Source organism: Streptomyces sp. NPDC047108 (assembly GCF_040643575.1).
Classification (GTDB): Bacteria; Actinomycetota; Actinomycetes; order Streptomycetales; family Streptomycetaceae; genus Streptomyces.
In genome coordinates this window covers 184237-206077 of the sequence record NZ_JBEYUP010000009.1, presented here as the reverse complement: position 1 = coordinate 206077, position 21841 = coordinate 184237, and the positions used below count along the sequence as shown (strand labels likewise).

17 protein-coding genes are annotated in these 21841 nt (G+C 74.0%); 5 read left to right on the top strand and 12 right to left on the bottom strand.

The window, feature by feature from the left end:
• Positions 1 to 162 precede the first annotated feature (162 nt).
• The 4 genes from ABZ822_RS20275 to ABZ822_RS20260 all read left to right on the top strand — a co-directional run bounded on the left by ABZ822_RS20275 (position 163) and on the right by ABZ822_RS20260 (position 3817).
• Complete coding sequence (locus ABZ822_RS20275; protein WP_360855617.1) at positions 163 to 546, top strand: DUF2795 domain-containing protein; 384 nt, start codon at positions 163 to 165, stop codon at positions 544 to 546.
• A 317-nt stretch (positions 547 to 863) separates the two neighbouring features.
• Entirely contained in the window at positions 864 to 2375 is a 1512-nt protein-coding gene (locus ABZ822_RS20270) for a phosphatase PAP2 family protein (RefSeq protein WP_360855614.1), read from the top strand.
• A gap of 92 nt (positions 2376 to 2467) precedes the next feature.
• A complete protein-coding gene (locus ABZ822_RS20265) occupies positions 2468 to 3286 on the top strand; it encodes a methyltransferase domain-containing protein (protein WP_360855611.1) in 819 nt (272 codons plus the stop codon).
• Positions 3287 to 3460: 174 nt separating this feature from the next.
• Entirely contained in the window at positions 3461 to 3817 is a 357-nt protein-coding gene (locus ABZ822_RS20260) for a VOC family protein (RefSeq protein ID WP_360855608.1), read from the top strand.
• A gap of 129 nt (positions 3818 to 3946) precedes the next feature.
• Here the strand turns inward: ABZ822_RS20260 and ABZ822_RS20255 are convergent, their stop codons facing one another.
• From ABZ822_RS20255 to ABZ822_RS20200, 12 genes are all read right to left on the bottom strand, one after another.
• Positions 3947 to 4864 (bottom strand): NADP-dependent oxidoreductase, encoded by a 918-nt coding sequence (locus ABZ822_RS20255; RefSeq protein ID WP_360855605.1) that lies wholly within the window; start codon positions 4862 to 4864, stop codon positions 3947 to 3949.
• A 58-nt stretch (positions 4865 to 4922) separates the two neighbouring features.
• Positions 4923 to 7127 carry a DUF5107 domain-containing protein gene (locus ABZ822_RS20250; protein WP_360855602.1) on the bottom strand — a complete coding sequence of 735 codons (2205 nt, stop codon included), beginning with the start codon at positions 7125 to 7127 and terminating at the stop codon, positions 4923 to 4925.
• A gap of 285 nt (positions 7128 to 7412) precedes the next feature.
• Positions 7413 to 7973, bottom strand: coding sequence for a GNAT family protein (locus ABZ822_RS20245; protein ID WP_360855599.1), 561 nt, complete (start codon positions 7971 to 7973; stop codon positions 7413 to 7415).
• Between the two features lie 115 nt (positions 7974 to 8088).
• Positions 8089 to 8358 (bottom strand): LapA family protein, encoded by a 270-nt coding sequence (locus tag ABZ822_RS20240; protein WP_360855596.1) that lies wholly within the window; start codon positions 8356 to 8358, stop codon positions 8089 to 8091.
• A gap of 112 nt (positions 8359 to 8470) precedes the next feature.
• On the bottom strand, positions 8471 to 9331 hold the full coding sequence (locus tag ABZ822_RS20235; protein WP_360855593.1) for a 4'-phosphopantetheinyl transferase superfamily protein: 861 nt from the start codon (positions 9329 to 9331) through the stop codon (positions 8471 to 8473).
• Positions 9328 to 11319, bottom strand: coding sequence for a prolyl oligopeptidase family serine peptidase (locus ABZ822_RS20230; RefSeq protein ID WP_360855742.1), 1992 nt, complete (start codon positions 11317 to 11319; stop codon positions 9328 to 9330). Before ABZ822_RS20230 ends, ABZ822_RS20235 begins: the two co-directional genes overlap by 4 nt.
• Positions 11320 to 11324: 5 nt before the next feature.
• Complete coding sequence (locus ABZ822_RS20225) at positions 11325 to 12737, bottom strand: M20/M25/M40 family metallo-hydrolase (RefSeq protein ID WP_360855590.1); 1413 nt, start codon at positions 12735 to 12737, stop codon at positions 11325 to 11327.
• Positions 12730 to 13563 (bottom strand): M55 family metallopeptidase, encoded by an 834-nt coding sequence (locus ABZ822_RS20220; RefSeq protein WP_360855587.1) that lies wholly within the window; start codon positions 13561 to 13563, stop codon positions 12730 to 12732. The genes ABZ822_RS20225 and ABZ822_RS20220 overlap by 8 nt, the downstream gene beginning before the upstream one ends.
• A gap of 492 nt (positions 13564 to 14055) precedes the next feature.
• Positions 14056 to 14334 (bottom strand): DUF1905 domain-containing protein, encoded by a 279-nt coding sequence (locus tag ABZ822_RS20215; protein WP_360855739.1) that lies wholly within the window; start codon positions 14332 to 14334, stop codon positions 14056 to 14058.
• Between the two features lie 191 nt (positions 14335 to 14525).
• Positions 14526 to 17207 (bottom strand): SpoIIE family protein phosphatase, encoded by a 2682-nt coding sequence (locus tag ABZ822_RS20210; protein ID WP_360855583.1) that lies wholly within the window; start codon positions 17205 to 17207, stop codon positions 14526 to 14528.
• A 211-nt stretch (positions 17208 to 17418) separates the two neighbouring features.
• Positions 17419 to 19899, bottom strand: coding sequence for an MFS transporter (locus tag ABZ822_RS20205; RefSeq protein WP_360855580.1), 2481 nt, complete (start codon positions 19897 to 19899; stop codon positions 17419 to 17421).
• Between the two features lie 223 nt (positions 19900 to 20122).
• Complete coding sequence (locus ABZ822_RS20200) at positions 20123 to 20566, bottom strand: SRPBCC family protein (RefSeq protein WP_360855577.1); 444 nt, start codon at positions 20564 to 20566, stop codon at positions 20123 to 20125.
• Positions 20567 to 20776: 210 nt separating this feature from the next.
• Here ABZ822_RS20200 and ABZ822_RS20195 point away from each other — a divergent pair, with 210 nt between their 5' ends.
• Positions 20777 to 21823 (top strand): Rv2578c family radical SAM protein, encoded by a 1047-nt coding sequence (locus ABZ822_RS20195; RefSeq protein ID WP_360855574.1) that lies wholly within the window; start codon positions 20777 to 20779, stop codon positions 21821 to 21823.
• Positions 21824 to 21841: the final 18 nt, after the last annotated feature.

Below are 21841 nucleotides of genomic sequence, written 5' to 3'. Positions count from 1 at the left end.
TTCCCTCACCTGCGCGGGCCGGGCGGCCACGCAGCGCAGCCGTGTTGCTGTCCGCACGACGGGTACCCGCGTCGCACGACCGAAGCAGATCCCGACGGATCGATACGACCGACGGTCCGCGGCCCCCGCGGACCGGTCGACCGATCAGGACGAGAGGACTCCATGGAGCGTGGGAGCAACCGGCTCAATGTGCACCGGGACGACGAGATGAAGCACGAGCTGCAGGGCCTGCTTCGCTCCGGTCACCCCACCCGGGCCGAGGAGTGGCACGACCCCGAACCCGCCGCGGACGACGACCCGGAGGTCACCTGGGGCCCGGTCCCGGCGCGCGGGTCGATCGGCGACGCGGAGACACTCCGCTTCGAGCTGGCGCGGCATCTGGCCCGCACGCCGTTCCCGGCGAAGCGACGGCAGCTCCTTCACACGCTGGAGGAGCGGCACGCGCCCGACCGGCTGGGGGAGATCGTGAGCGATCTTCCGCCGCAGGACACGTACAGGAACGTGCAGGAGGTCGTCGAGGCCCTCGGCCGGTCGACGTACGCCTAGCACGACGACCGCCGCGGCCGACGCGGCTGCCCCCCGCCGTCCTGCCCCGGGACGGCGGGGGAACGGGGGCGAGGGGGTGTGCCGTGCAGCCGCACGCGCCATGGGCAGGGCACGACCGGGTGGAACCCGGCCCGGCCCCGCTGATCGATCACCAGCCGTGAAATCCGGGCCGGCGGGGTACGCGTCACACAGGAGCCCCGGGACGGCCGCCGTCCGGTCGGCGGGACCGGGGCGCGACCGTATGAGGACGTCCGAGGAGGCACGCGCTGTTCGGGTACGCACAGACGAAGCGACGGGGCCGACGGTGGCCGGGCCGGGTGGACCGGGCCCTCTTCCACCACGTCGCCTCCCGCCACTGGCCGGGCGCCGAGGGCGTACTCCCCCGGCTGACCCGGAGCGCCGACCACGGCCGCCTCTGGTTCGGCATCGCGGGCGCGATGTGGGCGCTGGGGCATCCGCGCTCCCGCCGCGCCGCCGCGCGCGGGATCGCGTCGCTCGCGCTGGCCTCGGCGACCGTCAACACCGTGGTGAAGGGCTCGTTCGGCCGCGAACGGCCGGTCCTGCACGCCGTACCGCTGGTACGGCGGCTCGCCCAGCAGCCGATCACCACCTCCTTCCCCTCGGGTCACTCGGCCTCCGCCGCCGCCTTCGCGGTCGGCGCGGCGCTGGAGTCTCGACGGTGGGGCGCCGTGCTGGCGCCCGTCGCCGCCTCGGTGGCGTTCTCCCGGATCTACACGGGCGTGCACTACCCCAGCGACGTGGTGGCCGGTGCGGCACTGGGCGCGGGCGCGGCGCTCGCCGTGCGCGGGCTGGTCCCGACGCGCCGTCAACTTCCGCCGCCTGCCCGGCCGCGGGCCGACGCGCCCGCGCTGACCGGCGGCGACGGGCTGACCGTGGTCGTCAACCCCGGTTCGGGTCAGGGCCCACCGGCCGCACTGGCCGACCGCGTACGGCAGTTGAGGGCTGCCCTGCCCAAGGCCGAGGTGGTCTTCCACGAGCCGGACGCGGGCCCGCTCGGCGGGACCCTGGAGGAGGCGGCCGCCGATGTGGCGAGCCGCGGCGGGGCGCTCGGCGTGTGCGGCGGCGACGGGACGGTGAACGCGGCGGCCGGCGTCGCGATGCGGTACGGCGTGCCGCTGGCCGTCCTGCCGAACGGCACGTTCAACCACTTCGCCGGTGATCTCGGGGTGGAGAGCTGCGAGGACACCTTCGGCGCGGTGGTGACGGGCAGCGCGGTACGGGTGGACGTCGGCCGGATGACCCCGGAGCCGACGACTCCGGACGGGCCTCCGGCCCCGGACCAGCGGGGGGACGATGCGGCGGTCCACTTCCTGAACACCTTCAGCATCGGCTCGTACCCCGATCTCGTACGGGCGCGGGAACGGTGGGCCCCGCGGCTCGGCGCTCCCCCGGCCGTCCTGCTCGGGGCGCTGCACGTGCTGCGCACCGCGCGGCCGGTCACGGCCGAGGTGAACGGGCGGCGGCGCTCGATGTGGCTGCTGTTCGCCGGCAACGGGACGTACCGCAGTGTCGGCCTGGCCCCGGCGTGGCGCTACGACCTGGCCGACGGGCTGCTGGACATCCGGATCGCGCACGGCGGGCGGTTCGCGCGGACGCGGCTGCTCGCTGCGGCCGTGACGGGACTCCCCCGGCGCTCACCCGTCTACTCGGCGGGCGGGGTGCGCACACTGCGGGTCTCCGGCCTGCCGCCGGGCACGCACCTGGCGTACGACGGCGAAGTGGCGCCCGCACCCTCGGCGTTCCTCCTCGACAAGGCGGTCGAGGCCCTGACGGTCTACCGCCCGACCGAGCTGCCGTCCGGCATGTGATACGCATCTCTCGCCATGCGAGACGGAGGCGTACGCTGCGGAGCGGAGGCCGACAGCGCCGTGGGCCCCCGTAGCCCGAGGGAGGACCGCCCATGACCCCGCAGCCGGAGAAGGCCGTCGTCTACACGCACGGGCACCACGAGTCCGTGCTCCGCTCCCACCGCTGGCGCACGGCCGCGAACTCCACGGCCTATCTCCTCGGCGAACTGCGCCCCGGCCTCTCCGTGCTCGACGTGGGCTGCGGCCCGGGCACCATCACCGCGGACCTCGCCGCGCTCGTCGCCCCGGGCCGCGTCACCGCGGTCGACGCGGCACCCGGCATCCTGGACGACGCACGCCGCGCCGCCGCCGAACGCGGCCTGGACACCGTGGACTTCGCCGTAGCCGATGTCCACGCCCTGGACTTCCCCGACGCCTCCTTCGACGTCGTCCATGCCCATCAGGTGCTCCAGCACGTCGGCGAACCGGTGGCGGCCCTGCGCGAGATGCGGCGCGTCTGCCGGCCGGGAGGCGTCGTCGCGGCGCGCGACTCCGACTACCGGGCGATGACGTGGTTCCCCGCCGTACCGGGTCTGGAGGCATGGCTGGGTCTCTACGAACGGGTGGCGCGGGCGAGCGGCGGCGAACCGGACGCCGGGCGGCACCTGTTGGCGTGGGCGCGGGAGGCGGGCTTCACCGACGTCACGCCCACGGCGGCCACGTGGTGCTTCGCGACGCCCGAGGAACGCGCGTGGTGGAGCGGCCTGTGGGCGGACCGCACGACCGAGTCCTCGTACGCGCGCCGGGCCGTCGACGGCGGCCACGCCACCCCGGAGGAGCTGCGGCGGATCGCGGACGCGTGGCGGGAGTGGGGACGGCGGGAGGACGGCTGGTTCGCCGTGCTCCACGGCGAAATCCTCTGCCGCCGCTGAGCCGCACACCCCGCAGCGACGCTCCAACGGCCGTACAAGTGCGGGCTGTTGGCAGTGGGTGGCGGGTCGACGGGACTCTCACCCGTCGCGCCGCCGGACACCGCTGACCCCGGAGAAGGCCGCCCGTCCGGGATGCGATCACCCGCTCCGGCCCGGCCGACTACGCTCGTTCGTATGGAGATCCTGGGTACTTCACTGCGCGTCTGCGTCGACGATCTCGATCACGCCGTCGGCGTCTACGAGCGCCTGACGGGGAGTCAGGCGGTGCGCTTCGACCGCGGCGGCGTGTCCGTCGCCGCGGTCGGCGCCTTCCTGCTGATGAGTGGTCCCGAGTGGGAACTCGAGGTGTTGCGGAAGGTCACGGCCACCATCGCCGTGAAGGACGTGGACGAGGCGCGGGCCGTCCTGTCCGAGGTGGGCGCCGAGATCATCGCCGGGCCCGTGCCCACGCCCGTCGGCCGCAATCTGGTGGCCCGTCATCCGGACGGCTCGATCTTCGAGTACGTCGACCGGAGCGGGTCCGCGGCCTGACGCCCCGGCACAGGGCGCTCCCCCGGCACCGCGCGCGAAGTACCTGGAGTTGCCGACGCCCAACGTACGAGGGGCTGCCGGAGCCGCGTCGCCGAACGCGGTCACGGCAGCCCCCGAGGGCGGCCCGCGTCAGGAGACCAGCAGGACGATCTTGCCGCGCGTACGGCCCTCCTGGCTGATCCGGAACGCCTCGCCGACCTCCGCCAGCGGGAGTTCCGTCTCCACGTGGACGGTCAGCTTCCCGGCGTCGGCCAGTTCGCCGAGCGCGGTGAGGTCCTCGCCGCTCGGGCGGACGAAGAGATAGCGGCCGCCGTGTTCGGCCACCGTGTGGTCGGCGATCGACACCACCCGGGACGGGGACTTCACCAGCTCCAGCGACGCGGCCAGGGCGTCACCCCCGACGAAGTCGAAGGCGGCGTCGACCCCTTCGGGCGCCAGTGCCCGAACCCGGTCTGCCAGTCCCTCGCCATAGGTGACCGGTTCGGCGCCGAGCGACCGCAGATAGTCGTGCTTGGCCTCGCTGGAGGTGCCGATGACACGCGCGCCCCGGGCGACGGCGATCTGCACGGCGAGCGAACCGACGCCTCCGGCCGCCGCGTTGACCAGAACCGTGTCACCCTTCCCGACCTCCGCCGCACGCAGCGACTGATAGGCCGTCAGGCCCGCCAGGGGCAGGCCGCCGGCCTGCTGCCAGCTCAGCGAGGCGGGCTTGCGCGCGAGGACGCGGACAGGCGCGGGAACCAGCTCGGCGTACGTGCCGTTCTGGACGTGGTCCTGCCGGTTGTAGGCGATCACCTCGTCCCCGGGCGCGAATTCGGTGACGGACACACCGACCTTCTCCACCACACCGGCGATGTCCCAGCCGGGGACGAGCGGGAAGTGGGCGTAGACCAGCGGGTCGAGATACCCCTCCGTGATCTTCCAGTCCACCGGGTTGACCCCGGCGGCCTTGGTGCGGACGAGCACGGTGTCCGGACCGACCTTGGGTTCCGGCTGTTCCGTGACCCGGGGGGTCTCGCCATAGGCGTTGATCGTGGCTGCCTTCATGCCCGGGAGAACCGCGGAGCGGAGCCGATCATTCCCGATCCGCGGTCCCCGTCAGGATTCAGCTCTGTGGCCGCATGCGGTAGTCGTACCGGCGCGGCAGCGGGTGCTCCGCGCGGGCCCGCGCCCGCAGGGTCTCCGGCGGCTCGCCCGTTCCGGGTCGGCCGGTCGAGGGCAGGTCGGTCCCGAGGCCGTCCGGCAGCAGCCGCTCGGCGATGGCGTACCAGGTCTCCTCCAGCGCCTCGTCGCCCTCCCGCAGGTCGTCGACCTCGAACCCGGCGTCGAAGACGGCACGCGCAGCGGCGGCGTCCCCCTCCGCGAGGAGGATCCTGGCCTCCAGGAGCCGGAACCGGCCGCGCTCCCGTAGATGCCGCGGCAGGCCGCGGAGCACACCGCGGGCCTCGGCCGCCCGCCCGCGGACGAGCAGCGCGGGAATCGCCTCCCGGGCGAGCGCGGCGGACAGCGCGTGTCCGGCGGACAGCGCCTCCTCCGCGTCCGCCAGGGCCTGGCCGGCCCCGGGCCCGCTGCCCGCGCCCGTACCGGAGTCCGTCTCCGGGCGCGTCCCCGCGGCCCCCGCGTCCCCCGCGTCCCCTGCGGCCCCCGCATCCGCTGCCGCCCCGGCCGCCGCCCGTTCCGCCGCCACGTGGACGGCTCGCGCCAGGAGTCCGGCCGCGCGGTCGGTGTCGCCGGACTCGGCCGCCGCGACCGCCAGGCACCGCAGCGCCCAGGGCGTCTCCGCGGCGGCCAGCGAGCACTCCCAGCTCCGCGCGGCCTGCGCGCGGTCCCCGGCGTGCCACCGGGCGACGCCCAGGTGGTAGTCGGCGAGCGCCCCGGGCCCGGTCGTCTCCAGGATCTCGCGCCAGGGCGGTGATACGGGGGTGGGCCCCGGGTCGTGCGGCGACGCGGGAGCGGCCGGAAGGGAACCGGTCCGCAGCAGCTCCAGCCACGGCCGCTGCTGCTCGCCGAGGCCGGACGCGTCGAACGGCGTGCCCGGCAACTCGTAGGCGCCGCGCGCCATTTCGAGCGCGCCCCAGCCCGAGCCCTGCGCCAGGATCTCCTTCGGCTCGGTGTCGGCGCACGGCATCCAGGCCGCGTACGCCGCGTCGACGTCGGCGCGCGGCAGCGCCTCCTCCAGGCGGGCCTCCGCCTCCGCCCGGGCTGTGGACCAGTCCGCGCCGTGCACCGCGCCGGGGTCGGCGGCCAGCGGGCCGTACGCTTCCAGCCACGCGAACTCCGCCCCCGCCTCCAGCCGTACGTGCTCCAGCTGGGTGCGGGCCAGCCCCGCCTGGATCTCCGCGTAGCCGGTCGTGCCGGGCTCGGTCAGCCACTCCTGCCAGCGCCGCCCGCCGCGCCCCGCGCCCCAGACGAAGAGCTTCCGGCCGCGCAGCAGATCGGTCGACGTCTGGACGAGGCCCCGGCCGTCCCCGTCCAGGGACGCGATCCAGCGCCGCGCGCCGTCCGGCACCTCGTAGAACCAGTCGGCCGGGAACTCGCTGCGCAGCGGGTAGGTCCGGTCGGCGCCCTGCCACGCGGGGACCGGTACGCGCTGGAGGCTGCGCTCGTAGCCGAAGTGCCAGGCTTCTTCGGCGGGTGCGAGGACGCGCGTGGTCGGGTGCTCTTCCACGGCGATGTTGGACCACCAGTAGACGGGGACGGGCCGGTCGTGCGGATTGCGGACCCGGACGCCGACGTGGAGAAAGTCCGAACCGTCGGGCAGCCAGAGATCGACCTGGAAGGGGGTGTCGCGCAGCCGCTCCCACTCCCACAGCCTGAGCATCTCGCCGCCGTCCGGCGCCGGGACGCGGGCGGCGTGCAGCGGGGCGCAGGAGAGGGTGGTGTGCCCGGTGGCGCCGATGTTCCACTCGATGCCGCCGGAGTACCAGGCGCCGTTGAGCGCGAAGGCCGCGGGCTGGAACACCGGGTTGCGGTAGAGGAGTTCACGCCCGGTCGGCTTGTGGTGGAGGGAGTGCACGCGGCCGCCGAGGCCGGGGAGGACGGTGGCGCGCAGCCGGTCGTTCTCGATCACGAGCGCGTCGAGGTCGACCGGACCGCGGTCACGGGCGTAGCCGTCGAGAAGCCGAACGGGCAGGACCGATCGCAGCGGCGCGTAGCCGACCTGACGGGCCATGTCCGCGGGCAGGACGGCCCGTTCACGCTCGCCGATGGTGTGCACCTCGTCGAGCGGCCGGAGTGCGGGCAGCGGGTTCTCCGGCCCGACAGGTGCGCCGGGCAGGGTCAGTACGGTGCGTCGCACGGTCGTGGACACGGCAACCTCGCTCCCTCGTACGGGCCGCCGCCGGACCGGGCGCCCCCGATGACCATGGAACACGCTCGCGGCGTGACTGACCAGGCCCGCCCCAGGTCAGGGTTGGGCAAAGGGCGAGGCGGGCCAGGGGCGCCCGGCGGGCGGAGCCGGAGCGCGGCGGGACGGGTGCGACCCGGGCGCGGACGAGGGGCGGGTGGGTACGGCGGTGCGCGGGCCACGTGGCGTTGCGCCGGACCGGAGCAGGCGGCGGGCGGACGGCAGTGCGCCCCGTGCGAGCCGACCGATTCAGTCCTGTCCCGGTGCCTGACTGCCCGCCATCTCAGCGGTGATGGCCCAGCGTTCGTGGTCGCGCCACGCGCCGCCGATGAAGAGGAAGTCCGGCGAGAAGCCCTCCAGCCGGAAGCCCAGGCGCTGGACGAGCCGGCGCGAGGCCTCGTTGCCCGGCTGGATGTTGGCCTCCAGCCGGTGGAGGCCGAGCGGGCCGAAGGCGTGCCGGACGACGAGTCCCAGGCCCTCGGTCATGAGGCCGCGCCCGGCGGCGTGCGCGAAGGCCCCGTAGCCCACGGCCCCGCACTGGAAGCCGCCGCGGACGATGTTGTTGATGGCGATACCGGCCGCGATCCCGCCGGTCTCGCGGTCGCACACCGCGTAGCCTTCGCCCGCGGGCGTGCGGAACTTGGCCGACCACCGCTCGAACTCCTCGGCCGTGGACGGCAGGAACACCCACGGGTGGTGCAGCTCGGTGCTCTCCCGCACCCTCGCGGTGAACTCCTCCTGGTCCCGGCGCTCGATAGGCCGGATGGCCACACGGGGGCCCACGGCGAGATAGACACGGTCGGACGGCATCCGCCCATCCTATGAAGCCCCGCCCGCGCCCGCGCGCGGCCCGCCCCCGCCGGTGGACGGGGCTGCCTCCGCCGGTGGAAGCGGCGCCTCCGCCGGTGGAGGCTGAAGCGTCCCCCTACCGCCGCCGGTGGAAGAAGAGGAACGCACCGCAGATGAAGCCGATGAGGCCTACTGCGAGAAGCGCCAGCCACAGCGGCATGATCACTTCGGGGATCAGGAGACGGATCTTGGTCTCACCGGTGTTCTCGAAGATGAACACCAGGCAGAGGATCAGGAGCACGCCCACGACGACCCTGCCCGGGGTAAGAACGTCACCCCAGCGTGATCCGTGCATGCCGCCGCGCCGGCCGCGGGACATCCTGCTCGTCGAGGTCCGGGAACTCATGGAAGGCACCTCCCTGCGGTTGCCCCCCGCCCCTCGGTTCCAGCATGCGCCTCCGGCGCCCGCATCGCGTCCCGCGGCGGGCACGACCCGGGCCGTCCGCCACCGGTTCCCGCTACCCGGCCGCCCGGCGTACCGCGCAGGCCGCCGCGTACGTTCCGAGGTCACGCGGCAGGAGCACGTCCCCGAGGACCCAGCCGGGCGGATCGACCGGCTCCGGTCCCGCGCCCACGAGCGTCACCGAGAGGTCCTCCGCCAGCCCGATCCCCGTGCCCTTGAGGTAGGCCTCCTTGCGGGTCCAGCAGCGGGCGAACACCGCGGGCCGCTGCGCCTCCGGCCGGGCTTCGATCTCGGCGCGCTCGTCCGCGTGCAGCACGGACGCCACCTCGGCCACCGTGTGGAGCCCCGGAAGCTCCTCGACGTCGATGCCGACCGGTGTGTCCGCCACCGCGATCCCCACCAGGTCGCCGGAGTGCGAGAGCGAGAAGTGCATCGGTTCACCGGGCAGCGCCGGGCGGCCGTGCGGCTTCCCGCACCCGGGACACGGTTCGCGCAGGAACTCCACCTCCGCCGGTCCACGGCCGAGGTAGCCGCCGAGCAGGCGCCGCAGGGCCACGTGCGCGACCTGGTAACGGTCGCGGTCGGCCGGCCGTACGAACGCCCCGGCGCGCTCCCGCTCCCCGGCGTCCAGCAGACGGGACTCCCCCGCCGCGGCCCCGGCGTGCGCGGAGACGTCCACCAGCCAGACGTGCGCCGCCCCGGCCGTCCGCGGGCCGGGGAGGGGGTCGGTGCCGTAGCGGTACGGGGCGAACGCGGGACGCTGCCCCTCGTGCGCACCGGCAGGCCGCTCTCCGGCCCGCGCACCGGCGGGCCGCTCTCCGGCCTGCGCACCAGCGGGACGCTGCCCCTCGTGCGCACCGGTGGGGCGCTCGGGCTGCGGTCCGGCGGCCGGTCCCGGCCTCACCATGGGCGTCATTTGGCCAGCTCCAGGACCGGGACGCCGGGGGCGGCGATGCCGAACGTCTGGGCGTACAGGGAGAGTTCGGCCTCCAGCGCTGCCGTCATCGTGTCAGCCCTGCGGAATCCATGGCCTTCTCCCTCGAATGCGATGTAGGCGTGCCGGACGCCGCGTCCGGCCATCTCCGCGACGAAGCGCTCGCACTGCTCCGGCCGGCAGATCACGTCGTCCAGGCCCTGGAGGAGAAGGAACGGCGCGGTGATGCGATGGGCGTTGTGCAGCGGCGAGCGGTCGCGGTAGCGGCCCGGCACCTCGTCGGGCGGCCCGATCAGGCCGTCGAGGTAGCGGGACTCGAAGTCGTGCGTGCCGTTCTCCCCGGACCAGCCGTCCAGGTCCAGCACCGGGTAGATGACCGTGCCGCAGGCGTAGACGTCGGTCGTGGCGAGCGAGACGGCGGCCGTCCAGCCGCCGGCGCTGCCGCCGCGGACGGCCAGCCGGTCGCGGTCGGCGGTGCCTTCGGCGGCCAGCGCCTCGGCGACGGCCGCGCAGTCCTCGACGTCCACGACGCCCCACTGGCCGCGCAGCCGGTTGCGGTACTCGCGGCCGTAGCCGGTCGAGCCGCCGTAGTTGACCTCGGCGACACCGATGCCGCGGGAGGTGAAGTACGCGACCTCCAGGTCCAGGACGAGCGGTGCGTGGCCGGTGGGACCGCCGTGCGCCCGGACCACGTACGGCGGGAGTTCGCCGGTCGGGGCCGTGTGGTCCGGGCTGTGCGGCGGATAGATGTGGGCGTGGATCTCACGTCCGCCGGGCCCGGTGAAGATCCTTATCTGCGGCTCGGGGTAGTACGCCGGGTCGACCGGGTCGCGGTGGCGCGCGCCGGTCACCCGGGTGCGGCCGGTCGCGGTGTCGAGCTCGACCACCTGGTAGCCGCTGCGGGGGCTCGCCGCGACGCCGACGACCCGTGTCCCCGTCACCGCGAGGCTCGGCGCCCACTCCGTCCACGGCCCGGCCGCGTCGCACAGTCCGCCGGTCTCGGGGTCCAGGACGCCCAGCGCCGTGGTGCCTCGGCCGTGCACGACGGCGATGAGACCGCTGGGCATCGGCGCGAACCAGCGGGAGCCGATCTTCCACAGCGCGCCGCCGAACTCCTCGGCCCGGGGGCACAGCGCGGTGGCCAGCCCGTCTTCCGGGGAGATCCGGTAGAGGTTCCACCAGCCGCTGCGGTCGCTGGCGATGACGAGGGAGCCGTCGTGGGCCCACTCGGCCTGGGCGACGGACTCGACGGTCCCGCCGACGACCCGGTGGGCCCCGGTGAACCGCCCGTCCTCGGTGACGTCGGCGACCATCACCTCCGTACCGTCCCAGGGCATCCCGGGGTGGTCCCAGGCGATCCAGACCGCGCGCCTGCCGTCCGGGGACAGCCGCGGGCCGGTGACGAAACGGTGCCGGTCGTCGGTCAGTTCGCGGATCGCGCCGCCGTCCTCGGCCGCCGAGCCGTCGAGCGGGACGGCCGCCACGACGCGCCGTACGTCGGTCGGGGCGTCGCCGGTGAACTCCTCCAGCACGCACCAGACTTCGCCGCGTTCCAGGTGGATCTCGGCATCGGCCCAGCGCAGTCCGGCACCGACCGCCGAGAGCGGGGTGAGCGGCCGGGGCGCGGAGGCTCCGGGGGCGTCCGGCTCGTACGCGTACAGCCGCTGGTCGGCGAAGTCCACGAAGACCGCGAGCGGGCCGCCGTGCGCGCGGGGCACCGCGGCCCAGGGCAGCCCGCCGTACTCGATGACCCGGCTGCGGACGTTCCACGGCGCGGGCAGCAGGGACTCCTCGGTGCCGTCGGCGCGCTGCCGGACGAGCGTTCTGCGCCCGGACTCCTCCGGGCGCGGCTCGGTCCACCACACCTCCTCGCCGACCGCACCCACGAACTCCGGCATGCCGTCGTGGGACGCCGCGATCGCCGCTCCGATCGGCGACTCCCAGGCGCCGTACGGGGCCGTGGACACCATGTTCCTCACGCCTCCTGTGCTGTGCCGCTGCCGTGCCCGCCACCGGCCGGGCCGCCCGCGTCCGCGGTGGCCGCCTTCGGGGCGCTGTTCCTCAGGAAGTGGTCGAGCACGCGCACACCGAAGTGCAGCGCCTCGACCGGGACCCGCTCGTCGACCCCGTGGAAGAGGGCCGTGTAGTCGAACCCTTCGGGGAGCTTGAGCGGGGAGAAGCCGTAGCCGGTGATGCCGAGCCGGGAGAACTGCTTGGCGTCCGTGCCGCCCGGCATGCAGTACGGCACGGCGGTGCTGCCGGGGTCGAACCGCTCGACGGCCTCGCTCATCGCCCGGTACGTGGGCGAGTCCACGGGCGCCTGCAGCGGGATCTCCCGGTGGTGGAACTCCCACTCCACATCGGGCCCGGTGAGCCGGTCGAGGGTCTCGGAGAACTCCTCCTCGCCCCCGGGCAGCATCCGGCCGTCGACGAAGCCGGTCGCGCTGCCGGGGATGACGTTGAGCTTGTAACCGGCGTCCAGCATCGTCGGGTTGGCGCTGTTGCGCACGGTCGCCTCGACGAGCTTGGCCGCGGGTCCCAGACCGGCGATCACCTCGTCGACCTCACGGGCGAGCCGGGCCGGGTCCTCGGACGTCAGGTCCGCTTCGATGCCGTGCAGGTCCGCGAGGGCGGACACGGCGGCCCGTACGGTCGGGGTGAGCCGGACGGGCCAGGTGTACTCGCCGATCCGGGAGACGGCACCGGCGAGCCGGCTGACCGCGTTCCGCCGGTTGACCCGGGAGCCGTGCCCGGCCGTGCCGTGGGCGGTGAGCTTGAGCCAGGCGGTGCCGCGCTCGCCCGCCGCGATGGGGTACAGCCGCCGGTCGCCGTCGTGGAAGGTGAAGCCGCCGGACTCGCTGATCCCCTCGGTGCAGCCCTCGAACAGCCCGGCGTGGCGGCCGACGAGGAAACCCGCCCCGTACGCCGCGTTGTCCTCCTCGTCGGCGGTGAACGCCACCACGATGTCGCGCCGCGGCCGGACGCCCGCGCGGGCCCAGGCCCGGACGACGGCGAGGATCATCGCGTCCATGTTCTTCATGTCGATGGCGCCGCGGCCCCACACGACGCCGTCGCTGACCTCGCCGGAGAACGGGTGAACGCTCCAGTCGGCGGGCTCGGCCGGCACCACGTCCAGGTGGCCGTGGACGAGCAGGGCGTCCTCGCCCGGATCCGACCCCTCGATCCGCACCACCACGTTCGTCCGGCCGGGGGCGCTCTCCAGGAGCTGCGGCTTCAGCCCCGCCTCGGCGAGCCGCTCCGCCGCGTACTCGGCGGCCGGGCGCTCGGTGCAGTCCCCGCCGCCCCGGTTGGTGGTGTCGATGCGGATCAGCTCGGAGGTGAACCGCACCACCTCGTCCAGCGCCTGGTCGTCGACGGCCTCAGCCATACTGCTCCTCCACTGCGGACGACACGATCGTGGTCACGGCCTTGAAGCACCGGATGCCGTCGTACATGGTCTCCGCGGTGTAAGCGACCTTGCGCTCACCGCTGCTGATCACGCCCGGCACGACGGTCGCCGCCCCCGCCAGATGCTCGGCGTCGAACTCCAGCTCCACGGTGAACGGTCCGTCCTCCAGGGGCGCGGTCCGCACCGCGAGCGCCGCGGCCTCCTTGGCGGCCGCCCGGATGTCCGCCGCCGTACGGGCCGGGGGACGGCAGACGGCGGCGTACCGCGACACGTAGTCCTTCACGGCGACGGCGCGGGCGTGCGGGGCGTAGCCGCGGGCGTCCTCGCAGGTGCGGTCGTCGCCGGTGACGAGGACGACGGGGACGCCGAACTCGGCGACCACCAGGGAGTTGAGCAGGCCCTCGCTCGCGCGGGTGCCGTTCACCCACACCCCGGTGACGGAGTTGGCGAGGTAGGTGTGGGCGAGGACGCCTTCGGTGCCGGCGCCCGTGTGGTAGCCGACGAACGCGATGCCGTCCGCGTCGCCGTGCTGCACGCCCTCCACCATGCTGAGCGCCTTGTGGCGGCCGGTGAGCATCTGCGCGCGCCCGTCCAGCTCCTCCAGCAGGAGATTGCGCATGGTCCAGTGGGCCTCGTTGATGAGCACGTCGTCCGCGCCGCCGTCGAAGAACCCCGCCACCGCCGCGTTCACGTCGGACGTGAACATCCGGCGGCAGCGCTGCCACTGCTCGCTGCCGGGGAGTACGTCGGCGGGCCAGGTGACGCCGGTGGCGCCCTCCATGTCCGCGCTGATGAGGATCTTCAAGGATGCCTCCGTCTTCCCTCGCCGGCGTGATGTTCCCGGGGCGGCCCGGCCTCCGTGGCCGGCATCAGTCTCGTCGTACCCCGGGTGATGCTCAACGACATCCTGCTGCGCGCGAACGCGTGACGCCGCGTCGTACGCCCCGATGGGTCCCCTGAGGATCGCTGTCCCGGGGATCGTCGACCCGGCCGCCTTCCCGTCTCCGGCTGTCGTTGCACGGACGATCGCTGCCCGGGTGTGCGGTGGGACATGCGTGGTGACGACACGTGTGCCCCTCCCCTTGCCGGAACCGTCACGCCGGCGCGGCCGGCAGCTCGGTCACGCACGCCGGGCACCTCGCCGGTGCCTGGGCCGGATCCCCTGGGTCCGAGCCCGACAACCGGGTGATCCTATCGAGGCGCTGGAACGCGCGTAGCGCGGTGCACGGCGAGTCGCCCGGACGAGCGCATGGACACCGCTGCTCGGCATGGAGCTTCGCCGGGGCGGGATGCGTCGCTACGGCGTGCCGTCCACCCGTTCCTCCAGGACCACGGCCACCGTGTCCCCCGCCTCCTTGCCGATCGCCCGGCGGACCTCGGCCTTCACCGGCAGCATGTGCGTGCCGTCGCCCAGGGCCATGAACGAGCTGCGGAACGGGTGGCCGTCGATCGTCCCCCGGACCTTGACCAGGCCCCGGGTGCCGAAGAAGTCCACCGATTCGGGCCACACGAGATACGTCCAGCCGCCCTTGTCGGGGTTCTTCCGCAGGGTCGCCGTGAAGTGCTGGTCGACCATCGCTGCTGCCCTCACCACGTCGGGAGCCCTCGGCGGGGAGGCGCGGACGGCTCCGCCGTGTCCCTCGCCCGCCGTCTCCATCGTGCGCCTCCCGCGGGCTCCGCGCCTGCGACGGCGTACGAGGACGGAAACGCGGCACGGGGTGCGCGCGGCAAGGGCGGGCAGGGACGGGGGATCCGTCAGCGGCCGTCTCAGCGGGCCGCGGTGAGCCCGGCGGTACGGGACGGCACCGGCGGCCCGGGAAGTGACTGCTCGAACCACACGGTCTTGCCGCGCACCGAGGAGCTGGTGCCCCATTCACGTGTGAGGGACCCGACCACCCGCAGCCCGCGCCCGTGCACGTCCTCGCGGTCGGCCTCGAGCAGGGCGGGCAGCGCGTGGTCGTCGTCGGAGACCTCCCACAGCAGCGCGTCCGTGCGCACCAGACGCAGCTCCACCCGGTCGGTCCGCGCGTGCCGGACGGCGTTGGTGACGGCCTCGCTGACCAGCAGTTCGGCGGTCTCCACGGCCTCGTCCAGCCCCCAGCCGGTGAGCCGCTCCCGTACGAGGCGCCGGGCTCGGCGTGCCTCCCGCGGGTCGGTGCCGAGCCGCCAGGTGGCCACGTGCTCGTGCGGGATGCCGTTGAGCCGCGCCATCAGCAGGGCCACGTCGTCCTTGCGGCCGAGGTCCTGGTCGCGGGAGGTGGCGGCGAGTGCGCGGATGACGGCGTCGCAGGCGTCGTCCATGGAGGCGGCGGGGTGCGCGGCCGACTCGCACAGCGCAGCGAGCCCGGCGCCGATGTCCTGGCCCCGCACCTCCACCAGGCCGTCCGTGCACAGCACGAGCCGGTCGCCGGGCGCCACGCGCACCGTGGCCGTCCCGAAGGGCACACCGCCCACTCCGATCGGCGCGCCCGTGGGCACCTGGAGCAGCTCGCCGCGGCCGTCGGCGGCCCTCACGAGCACGGGCGGGATGTGGCCGGCGTTGGAGATGCGCAGCTCGGAGCGGATCGGGTCGTAGACCGCGTACAGACAGGTGGCGAGGTAGTGCTCGCCGAGCCGCTGCGCCAAGTCGTCCAGACTGCGCAGCAGTTGGGCGGGCGGGAGGTCGAGCGCGGCCAGGGTCTGCACGGCGGTGCGCAGCTGGCCCATCATGGCGGCCGAGGTGATGCCGTGGCCCATGACGTCGCCGACGACGAGCGCGGTGCGCGAACCGGGCAGCTTGATGGTGTCGAACCAGTCGCCGCCGACGCGCCCCAGCCGCGTCCCCGGCAGATAGCGGGTCGCGGTGTCGCAGCCCGGGAGCCGCGGGCTCACCTGGGGGAGCATGCTGTCCTGAAGGGTCTCGGCGACCTGCTCCTGCTGGGTGTACATCCGCGCGTTGTCGAGTACGAGCCCGGCGCGCGCGGCGAGTTCGGCGCCGGTGACCCGGTCCATGGCGTCGAACGGGTCGCGGTCGGACCTGCGCATCAGGACCATGAAGCCGAGCACCGCGTCGCGCGCCTTGAGCGGCACGATGAGCAGCGACCGGCCGTTGATCAGCGGCCGCAGGTCGCGCTTGTCGAACCGTTCGGAGGCACGGTCGCCGGCATCGTCGTTGATCCGCGGGATCAGCACCGGCTCGCCGGTGGCCATGCACCGGGAGAACGGGGTGTGCTCGGGGAAGGTGAGGCATTCCCCGATCGGGACGGTGTCGTCCCAGCGGCCCGGTTCGTCGTTGTGCTCCACCCAGACGCGGTGCCAGACGGTGGTGATGTCCGGTGCGCCGTCGGGGAATTCCTCGCCCGCCAGCACCGCGGCCCGCAGATGCGTCCCGGCGAAGTCGGCGAAGCGGGGGACGGCGGCGCTGGTGACCTCGCGGATCGTCCGCTCCAGGTCGAGGGAGGAACCGATGCCGCTGCTCACCTCGTTCAGGAACTCCAGCCGCTCCCGTACGGCCGCGTGCTCCAGGTCCTGCTCGTGGTCCGGGTCCCCCGCGGAGTCCGGGCCGGCTTCGGGCGGCGCGGGGGTCACGGCGGCGGTCCGCACGGGGGCGGTGGCCTCGTCGAGCAGCCGGAGCGGGCGCCCGGGGCGGCGGGGAACGCCCCAGTCGGGGGTGACGGGGACGCGGTCGTGGTGGCTGAACTCCAGGACGGGATAGCCGAGTTCGAGCACCTGGCCCGCGATCCTCGTGCTCAGCGCGACGCTCATGCCGGGGAGGATCTCGGGCAGCCCGGCCGCCAGGTCGTCGGCGCCCGGGAATTCGGTGTGCAGCGCGAATCCCGGTGCGACGGTCGGGCCGTGCCGGCGGCCGCCGTACACGTCCCGCTCCCCGCCGGCGGCGTACGCACTCTCGCCGCGGGGGTCGCCGCCCCGGCTCTCAGCCTTCCCGCTCTCGGCCTTCCGGCTCTCGGCATTCCGGCTCTCGGCGCCCCCGGCCGGCCCCAGGGCGTCGGCGGCGAGGACGAGCAGCCGCTCGGGGCCTGCTCCGACCAGCGGATACGCCCACCACACGACATCGATCCGCTCGGCACCCCCGGACGCGCCCGCGGACGGGTCCGCACTCCCGGACGGGTCGACGTCCCCCGACCGGTCCGCTCCGGGGCCGGGCATCCGGGCGCGGCCCGCCGCCGGGTACGGCATCCGCCCGCTGAGCGTGTCCCCGAGGCCGAAGCCCGGGTCCTCCTCCTCCGGCCCGGCGAAGGCGTCCGCGCCGGCGGCGAGGACACCGGCGACCGGCAGGAGATCCGTTGCGGGCATGCCGACGGCCTCGTCACGGCTGCTGCCGAAGAGCCGCCGCGCGCCGGAACTCCAGTGGGAGACAAGGCCGTCCGCGTCCACGACGACAACCGCGAGCGGGATCCTGCCGGACAGGGCGCTCTGCGGCGCGACCTGCGGCGGAATGCCACTGTCCATGGCCGGGAGGCTCCTTCCCCTGCCGCATGACGTGCGGCACCGTCACCACCGTACGGGCGAGTAGGGTTCGGCGAGGCGTGTTTGCCGAAGCTGCCGCGCGCGGGTGGTGCGCCGGTGTCATCACGGGTCTCCCGCGCGCCCGCACTCCGCTCCCTCCCCGAACCCCGTCCCCCGCGTCCCCCTTTGCCGGGTCCCCGGTCCCGGGCCCCGGTCAGTCCTCGTGACCGAGCTGGAGGTCCCGCTCCGTACGGCCGCCGCCGGAGACCTGGAGGACCGTGGCCACCGGCGGATAGCCCGAGGCGATCACCGTGTACTCGCCCGCCGACAGGTCGACGAACAGGAAAATGCCGTCGGTTCCCGTCGTCAGCGTGTCGACGACGTTGCCCGCGGCGTCCAGCAGCGTGACCCGCGCGTCCTCGACGGGCCGCCCCCCATGGGCCCGTACGGTGCCGCGCAGGACCGCCCCGCCCGCGAGTTCGATGTCCCGGCGGGTCTCGCGCGCGGCCTGCACGGTGACGGGCAGGGCGGCCGGACGGAACGCCGGTGCGCTCGCGGCGAGTACGTACTCCCCCGCCACCAGCTCCGGCATGACGTAACCGCCTTCGCGCCCGCTGCGCGTGGAGGCCACCACATCGCCGCGCACATCCGTCAGGGTCACCGTGGCGTCCCGTACGGGGGTCCCGTCGGCCGTGGTCACGGCTCCCGCGAGCCGGCCCGCGCCGCCGAGCACGACATCGAGTTCGACCGGCCGCTCCCCGACGGTGACGCTGACCGCCTGGGGCTGGTGGCCCCCGGCCGCCGCGATCAGGACGTACGATCCGGCGCCCGGGGTGCTCAGCGCGTACCGCCCGTCCTCGCCCGCCGCGCCGCGCCCGATCTGGCGGCCGCCGACGTCGATGAGGGTGAGCGCGGCGCGCGGCACGGCGCTCCCGTCGTAGTGCTGGACCGTGCCGCAGACCGGGACACCGGCCAGGAACGGGTCCTGATGCCGGCCGGGCGCTCCTGAACGGGCGGACGGCACGGACCCGGCTTCGACGGCTTCGACGGCCCCGGCGGCGTCGACGACGATCGTCGTCGACGTGGTGGAAGGGCCGGGAGCGGCGGGGGCGTTGTGGGACACCAGGGGTTTCTCCTTCAGCAGGAAGGCGAGCAGGAAGCCGAGGACGAGCACCGGCACGAGGTAGAGGAAGATGCGCGGCATGGCCTCCGCGTAGGCCCGGATGTAGCCGTCGCGCAGCGCCGCGTCCATCGCGTGCACCATCTGCGGGGTGATCGACTCGGGCTCGGGCAGTCCGGCACCGGGCGGGAGTTCGTGCGCGAGGCGGTCGGCGAGCCGGTCGGCGAAGAGCGTGCCGAAGACGGCGGCGCCGACCGAACCGCCCATCTGCCGGAAGTAGTTGTTGGCGCTGGTGGCCACGCCGAGGTCGGCGGGCGGTACGGAGTTCTGCACGGCCAGGACGAGCACCGGCATGACCAGGCCGATGCCGGTGCCCAGTACGGCCATCCAGACGCTGTACTCCAGCCGCGAGGTGTCCGCGTCCAGCAGGGACAGCAGCCACATGCCGGCCGCGGAGACGGCCCCGCCGACGACGGGGTACGCCTTGTAGCGTCCCGTACGGCTGATCATGCGGCCGGAGACGATGGAGGCGATCACGATGCCGCCCATCATCGGCAGCATCAGCAGTCCCGACTCGGTGGCGCTGGCGCCGTCGACCATCTGCAGGAAGGTCGGCAGATAGCTGGCGGCGCCGAAGAGCGCGACGCCGACGACGGCGCCGATGAGCCCGGTCATGGTGAAGACCGGGTCGCGGAACAGCCGCAGCGGGATGACGGGCTGGACGGCGAAGCGCTCGAGGAGGACGAAGAGCAGCGCCGTGGCGACGGCTCCCGCGGCGAGCCCGAGGATCGTCCGGGAGTCCCACGCGTACTCCGTGCCGCCCCAGCTCGTCAGCAGCACCAGGCAGGTGGAGCAGGCGGCGAGCAGGAGTGTGCCGAGGACGTCGAGCCGCGGCCGTACGTCGGGCTTGGGCAGCTTCAGGACGACGGCGATGACGGCCATGGTGACGATGCCGAACGGGACGTTGACGTAGAAGCACCAGCGCCAGGACGCGTGGTCGGTGAAGAAGCCGCCGAGCAGGGGCCCCGCGACCGACGCCAGCCCGAACACGGCCCCGATCAGGCCCATGTAGCGCCCGCGGGCGCGCGGCGGCACGATGTCGGCGATGATCGCCTGGACGCCGATCATCAGGCCGCCGCCCCCGATGCCCTGGATCGCGCGGAAGGCGATGAGCTGCTCCATGGTCCGCGACCAGCCCGCGAGCACGGAGCCGATGACGAAGACCAGGATCGCGAACTGGAAGACGCCCTTGCGGCCGAAGAGGTCGCCGAGCTTGCCGTAGACCGGCAGCCCGATGGTGGAGGCCAGCAGGTACGAGGTGACGGCCCACGACATCTTGTCCAGGCCGTGGAGCTCGCCGACGATCTTCGGCAGCGCGGTGGCCACGATCGTCTGGTCCAGGGCGGCGAGCAGCAGCGTCAGCATCAGGCCGACGAAGACCATGCGGACGCGGCGCGGGGACAGTCCGGCGGTGTCCCCCTCCGCCGTCCCGGGGCCGGAGCCGTCGGGCGTGCCCGGGGCGGGGACGGCGGCCGCCTGCTCGCCGCGTTCCTTCACGAGTGTGGTCCCGCGCACGTACCGCTCCCCTCGTCGCACCAGCACCGCGCGCCCATTTCTCGCATTACGCGACAACTGCGAGCAAGCGCGGCGCGGTTCGGGGAGAGCTGCGGAAACGCGGGCCAACTACGTTGCCCGGGGCGCCTTTCGAGCGCTCATCAGCGGCTTTCGCCTCCGGCGCGCGCCCGCGGCGCACGCCGGTTCACGGGCGAAAACCACTCGTTCCGGTGAGGCGCCGGGGTTACTTCTCGACCTCGGCCGCGAGCCTCGCGAGCACGGCGTCGTAGATCCGGCCCAGGCCCTTCGGCGCGAAGGTCTTCTCGAAGAACCCGCCGATGCCGCCCGCGCCGTTCCAGACGGTGGTGACGACGACCTTCGCCTTGCCCTCACCGGCAGGGGTCACCGTCCAGGTGGTGACCATGGAGGAGTTGCGGTCCTTCTCGACGAGCTGTCCGGCCGTCGGCTCGGAGACCTCCAGCAGGCAGTCGCGGACCCGCTTGCCGGTCGCCTGGAGGCGCCAGTGGACGAGGGTGCCCTCGCCCGCGCCGCCCTCGCGCACCTCGTACTCGCTGAAGTGCTCGGGCAGCAGCTTGGCGCGGGTGCCCGAGTAGTCGGAGACCGCGCGGAACACCGTCTCGGGGTCCGCCGCGATGATCCGCTCGGTCGTGGCCTCTACCTGCGCCATCGTTGTTCCCTTCCCATGAGCCGAGTCGACGCACCGCGGGCCGTGCCGGTCCGCGGTGCGTCCTGGCCGTCAAGCCAACCACCGGCGCCCCGCCCGCCCAAATCGGGGTCGGGATCCGGCCACCCGGTGGCGCAAATCGAAAATGTGTTCTAGCGTGGCGAACGTGCCCCGCGGGGCGCGGAGAGAACGGGTGCGACCGAGGGAGGCACCATGCGCTGGGACGCTCTGGCGAACGACGGAACCGCGACGACGCCCGCCCTCTTCGGCACGGACGCCGTCACACGCACCTTCGACACCCCTGAGTTCCGCGGGATCACGTTCCACGAGATCCGCGCCCGGTCGATCGTGAACCGCGTGCCGGGCGCCTCCCGGATGCCCTTCGAGTGGACGATCAACCCGTACCGCGGCTGCTCGCACGCCTGCGTCTACTGCTTCGCCCGCAAGACGCACAGCTATCTGGACCTGGACACCGGCGCCGGCTTCGACTCGCAGATCATCGTCAAGGTCAACGCACCGGAGCTGCTGCGCCGCGAACTCGCCTCCCCCAAGTGGCAGGGCGAGCACATCGCGATGGGCACGAACGTCGACTGCTACCAACGGGCCGAGGGCCGCTACCAGTTGATGCCCGGCATCCTCGCCGCCCTGCGCGACCACGCGAACCCCTTCTCCATCCTGACCAAGGGCACGCTGATCCTGCGCGACCTCGAACTGCTGCGGCAGGCCGCCCAGGTGACCGAGGTCGGCACCTCCGTATCGGTCGGGTTCCTGGACCGCGAGCTGTGGCGCACCGTCGAGCCGGGCACCCCGGCGCCCGACCGCCGCCTGGAGGTCTGCCGCACCCTCATCGCCAACGGCATCCCGTGCGGCGTCCTGATGGCCCCGGTCATCCCGTTCCTCAGCGACACCCCCGAGCAGCTCCGCGCGACGGTCCGCGCGATCGCCGCCGCGGGCGCGACCTCGGTGACCCCGCTGGTCCTCCATCTGCGGCCGGGGGCGCGGGAGTGGTTCATGGAGTGGCTGGGCCATCACCACCCGCACCTGGTGCGGCGTTACGAGACGATGTACGCGGGCGGTTCGTACGCCCCGACGTGGTACCAGCGCCGGATCACCCGCCAAGTCCACGAGTACGCGCGGGAGTTCGGGATCGGGCCGTCCCGCGCGGGCGCGTCCCGCCGCGTCACCGGACCGCCGCAGCCCGAGCCGCGCGCGGACGCACATCCGGAGACACCGGAGCCCACTCAGCTCACGCTGCTGTGACGGCACGGCCGAAGGGGG